At 38.3% G+C, this 4,941-nt stretch carries 6 protein-coding genes and 1 pseudogene; 5 read left to right on the plus strand and 2 right to left on the minus strand.

Annotated features, from left to right (window positions below; all coding sequences use genetic code 11):
• Window positions 1-22: 22 nt before the first annotated feature.
• From AACX68_RS05205 to AACX68_RS05225, 5 genes and pseudogenes are all read left to right on the plus strand, one after another.
• Window positions 23-199: pseudogene (locus AACX68_RS05205) on the plus strand (isocitrate/isopropylmalate family dehydrogenase); the annotation flags it as partial.
• A 213-nt stretch (window positions 200-412) separates the two neighbouring features.
• Window positions 413-892, plus strand: coding sequence for a hypothetical protein (locus tag AACX68_RS05210; RefSeq protein WP_228860760.1), 480 nt, complete (start codon window positions 413-415; stop codon window positions 890-892).
• A gap of 51 nt (window positions 893-943) precedes the next feature.
• The gene (locus AACX68_RS05215) at window positions 944-1,408 is read left to right on the plus strand and encodes a GNAT family N-acetyltransferase (RefSeq protein ID WP_228860761.1); all 465 of its coding nucleotides are present in this window, start codon (window positions 944-946) and stop codon (window positions 1,406-1,408) included.
• A 142-nt stretch (window positions 1,409-1,550) separates the two neighbouring features.
• The gene (locus AACX68_RS05220) at window positions 1,551-1,949 is read left to right on the plus strand and encodes a VOC family protein (protein WP_228860762.1); all 399 of its coding nucleotides are present in this window, start codon (window positions 1,551-1,553) and stop codon (window positions 1,947-1,949) included.
• Between the two features lie 338 nt (window positions 1,950-2,287).
• The gene (locus AACX68_RS05225) at window positions 2,288-3,415 is read left to right on the plus strand and encodes an RNA ligase RtcB family protein (protein WP_228860763.1); all 1,128 of its coding nucleotides are present in this window, start codon (window positions 2,288-2,290) and stop codon (window positions 3,413-3,415) included.
• A gap of 200 nt (window positions 3,416-3,615) precedes the next feature.
• Here AACX68_RS05225 and AACX68_RS05230 read toward each other — a convergent pair whose 3' ends face one another.
• A complete protein-coding gene (locus AACX68_RS05230) occupies window positions 3,616-3,993 on the minus strand; it encodes a hypothetical protein (protein ID WP_228860764.1) in 378 nt (125 codons plus the stop codon).
• Between the two features lie 230 nt (window positions 3,994-4,223).
• On the minus strand, window positions 4,224-4,706 hold the full coding sequence (locus tag AACX68_RS05235; protein ID WP_228860765.1) for a PliI family lysozyme inhibitor of I-type lysozyme: 483 nt from the start codon (window positions 4,704-4,706) through the stop codon (window positions 4,224-4,226).
• Window positions 4,707-4,941 lie beyond the last annotated feature (235 nt).

Raw genomic sequence — 4,941 nt, forward strand, 5'->3', positions numbered from 1 at the left:
AAATTCAATAGATTAGGCTTAATCATGCGATATTATGCTGCGCCACATGGGATGGTTCGAAGCTGCTGACCTAATCGTTAAAGGTATGGAAGGTTCGATTGCTGCCAAGACGGTCACATACGATTTCGAGCGCCTGATGGAAGACGCTAAACTGCTGAAATGTAGTGAATTTGGTGATGCTATTATTTCTCACATGTAATAGTTATTGATTGAAATAGATAACGGGGGCTTAATAGTTCCCGTTGTTTTTAACGGTATGAAAATTCTTCTGCAAAACTGGTTGTAATTTGACCGACACTTCACCGCCAAAATAGTCCAATCGTTACCTCGATCATCATGGTTTATCTGATTATGTGTTACCTGAGCATCAAAGCTATACTTGAATCACTCCAACCATGACAGGTGGTGACAGATGTTAAAGAAAATTGCCGTTGCATTACTGTTGTTTCCGGTTTACTTACTGGCAGATACCGGAGTTTATACCATTGCTGATGGTAAGCTCGATATCCGTGATGGTAATTATTCCTGTTACTTGTACCCTGCATATATATTCAGGGAGTCCAAAAACCACAAAAAATTTCCTCCCGGGTATTTTCCTAAAGTCATGATGAAGGTGAGGGCGGAAGGAAACGGAAAATACATAGGTGTTAGCCTTTATCCTAATATGCCATCGAGAGTAAAACCTGAAGGAGCATGGGGTTATTTTGGTACTAAGGTGGGGCTTGGTTCAAGAAACAATAAAGAGGTTATTTATGATTCCGTTAAGGACAACATAAATTTTGCCTATCTGGTAGGCACTAAACAATCGGGAGTGGTAGCCACTTTGAGTAGTAATGATCCTTTTAGCCCGGTGAATGCTGTATTGGGAAGATGTAAGAGAGCCGGTTCTTAAATAATTACTATTATGTCGTTTGAAAGGTGAAGGCTCTAAAGGTGGGACATTATGATGAATCTGGACGATGACCGAAAAGCCAAAATACTCTACATCCGGCGTGCTGATATTTCTGATATCGATATTCTTACCAAAATCGATCCAGTTGTTCTGTATGATAATCGCCGGTTAGATCAAATTAAAAATTGGGTCAAGAGTCAATTTTGTTATTTGGTAGAGTTAGATAGTGAAGTGATTGCTTATGGCGTACTACATTATAATTTTTTTGATTATGCTTTTATTGAGATGCTGGTGGTTGGAGAAAGAAACAGAGGGAAGGGCGTTGGTTTACAACTTATCAACTACCTAAAATCAATTTGTTCTTGTCCAAAATTATTCACGTCTACGAACCAATCTAATAAACCGATGCGATCATTATTAAACAAGGCGGGCTTTAGGAAAAGTGGTTATATAGAAAACCTTGATGAAGATGATCCCGAGTTAGTGTTTTTTTATAAAATAATGCTCAAAGAATAAACATTCCATTGGTTTTCTTTTCTATATATCCAGAAAATATTCTGATAAATGTGGCTTGACCTAAAGTTAGGTTAAGGTTTTAGAGTGTACGTGCTTATTATAGACAAATATAAAAACCTTAAAATAAATTATGGAGAATATAATGATCCCAAGGTCATCAATATTAAGAGTAGCCAGACCAACCGATAATCTTAAAGAAGTTACAGAGATGTATGTTAATGGATTGGGGTTTAAGCTATTAGGTGAGTTTCAGGGGCATAATAACTTTGATGGTTCAATCATTGGGCATGAAAAACACAGCTATCATTTGGAATTTACGCATCATCAGGGAACTGTTGTTGGAAGAGCACCAACAAAAGATAATCTGCTAGTTTTCTACTTTAGTGAAAATAGTGTTTGGGAACAATGCTGTGAGCGTATGATAAATGCAGGTTTTAAGGTGGTTCAATCATATAATGACTATTGGGATGTAGTGGGAAAAACTTTTGAAGATATAGATGGTTATAGAATAGTTCTACAAAATAGAGAATGGACCGCTTAAGGGATTTATTAATTTCAATATGTGGTTAAAAGCATAAAGTTATGTTTTTGATCACATGTTGAAATTATTATTTGATATTGGTTTTAAATTATTGAGTGTGAATTAAATAAATCACTGGTAATCTGATTCATATTTAGAGTATGATGCCTAACTTCAATTTTATATATTGACTAATCTACATTAACGACTGAAAGGAGAAAGTATAATGACGACAGTAACAATGACTCTTTTCGGGCCAGTCTGTAGCTAATTACTAAGATTTTTACATCTGGTATTGCTTTGGCTAGGACAGCCTGAACCATAACTCTTATTATTTTTATCGATCATAGGATTGATCTATGGGCAATACATTATATTCGGCTGCACCACAATCGCATATCCAGATTATTGCAGCAGAAAATACCTGGCTGGAAGGTAAGGCCATCCAGCAACTCGAAACAACAGCACAACTTCCTGATATGGTACGTGTGGTCGGCTTGCCTGACCTGCATCCGGGTAGAGGTTATCCGGTGGGTGCCGCATTTTTCTCACACTCACGTTTTTATCCTGCACTCATCGGTAATGATATTGGGTGTGGTATGGCATTGTGGAAAACAGATTTAGCGCTGAATAAATGGTCGTTAGATAAACTGGAGAAAAAACTCGGTTCTATCGATAATCCTTTGGAAGAAGATGAGCTGCCTGAGGATATGGCCGAATATTTTTGCTATGCACCGGGGACGATTGGTGGTGGTAATCACTTTGCTGAATTGCAGCAATTAGATGAAATTTATCAGCCTGAAATTCTTGAAACATGGCAACTGAGTAAACAAGAGCTTTTATTGTTGGTACACAGCGGTTCACGCGGGATGGGGCAAATGATCCTCGAACAGCATGTTCGCCAGTATGGGCATAAAGGGTTGGAGGCATCCAGTGTACAGGCGCAGCATTATCTTCAGCAACACCAACAGGCTCTCGATTATGCTCATCTTAACCGTCAGTTAATTGCTGAACGGATGCTGGGGCGCTGGCGAGCTGAAGGAAGCTGTTTACTGGATGTTTCACACAATTTACTCACCTCCGGTGTTATCGACGGAATTGATGGCTGGCTACATCGCAAAGGTGCAACACCTTCTGATCAGGGATTGGTCGTTATTCCGGGTTCTCGAGGGGACTATAGCTATTTAGTAAGACCGGTAGCAACTGAACAAAGTCTTTTTTCTCTTGCTCATGGTGCTGGTCGTAAATGGGGACGTAATGAGTGTAAATCACGTTTAGCCGGGCGTTATAATGCACAACAACTTTCGCGTACCGCATTGGGCAGTCGTGTAGTTTGTCTGGATAATCAGCTGATTTTTCAGGAAGCGCCAGAAGCCTATAAACCTATCAGTGGTGTAATGGATGCAATGGTACAAACAGGTTTGGTAAAATTGGTAGCACGGCTTAAGCCTGTATTGACTTACAAGACCAGGAAAAATCAGGAATAATTCCATAAATTTTTGTACTGTTTTACTCTGGAACCTTGAGCTAAATATACTCAATGAATTCTAGAATAAGTTGCCGCAATAAAAGCGCACTCAGGAAGCATAACTGACGATATGATCGGCATAAGTGCTGCGAATAAAGTGGTAATTTGCAAGAATACGAGTATATGCGGAGCGGCGAATTTTCGTCGCTCCGCATTTAATCACCGAGCATGTTGGGATAAAACATTCTTTATCTGAACTTTACAATCTTTAACTGACTTAGCCAGAGTTTCATCAAAATGGTGGTTGCTCGGAAATTTTGGCTTATGTTCTCTAACTTCAGCAACAGTTTGTTTAATTGTTGCAATAAATTCACTTTTATTAGACTGGATTTCTTTCAGGGTTAACCCTTTCTTATGTAAAGCATTTAATGCATTCTGCGCTATCACATCTGGCGAGTCATGAGTTTTAAATGCCTCTACGGAAGCTTTGCCAAACACATCACAATAGGTTTCAGCAATCTTGTCCTGATTTGTATGTGCGGCATAAGAGAAGAATGAGAGCGATAGCACAAAAAATGGTAATAAAAGACGTTTCATAGATTCCCCTTTATCAGCTATACCGTGGTATACCCATCGCCTTTCAGGTTGCTTTTTATTGGCTGTGTTCACCCCGATTATAGAGTGAGCCATGTTTTCGGAGGGAATAACTTACTTTCCTCCGCGATGCAACTAGAAATCCATTGGGTATGGTGGTGATAACATTAACGATAGTACATTATCTATCGTTTGCCTTACATTTTATGGGCATTGAATAACTGATTTAGGTGCTATCTCTGTTTCTGCTTTAAGCATTGCTCTTTCTTACAATGATTACGAAGTAATCTAATAATATTATTCGTACTATTAGTATTAATGCGGGTCAATAATTTGACATCCTTATCGGTAATCTTGAGTGCATCTACTTCAAGGTAATTCCCTGAGCCTGCGGTGAGTTTAGAGATAATGAGTTCTTTACTCCCGTCACCATCAATATCAGCAAATGTTGTTCTTGGTTTTCCGTCATCTTCAAATATTGAGCCATTGCGGGAAAAAACGGCACCAGTGGTGAATTCTGTTAGCTCGCTATCCTGAAAAACAGCAATGGAATAGCTACCTATGGATGCACTTTCCAGATCACCGACTGAAATAACTGCAAATTTTTTATCAGGTAAATTAATCAATACACCATCTTTGGCAAAGGCTGGAGATGATAATAATAAGGTAAACAGTGTTGCGAGGACGGAAAATTTTATTTTTTTAACTATAAGCATAGACAATACTCCATTGGTTAATGTGTTGCTTCAAAGGAAAAATAGCAGAAGCTGATAGGCGAATTTATATCGTAGCATGGATTTTTAAAGACGATAGTGTTGGGTAGAAAAGTAAAAATCAAGCAGATTATGTCGGATAAATAGGCACCAAATGTATGCAGACTTAACTATAATCATTATTATTTTTTATGTTTAATTGGTCTGTTGAAAAATATGATTATAGATATAAATTAAC

It is taken from the genome of Xenorhabdus sp. PB61.4 (genome assembly GCF_963894935.1).
GTDB classification, from domain to species: domain Bacteria; phylum Pseudomonadota; class Gammaproteobacteria; order Enterobacterales; family Enterobacteriaceae; genus Xenorhabdus; species Xenorhabdus stockiae.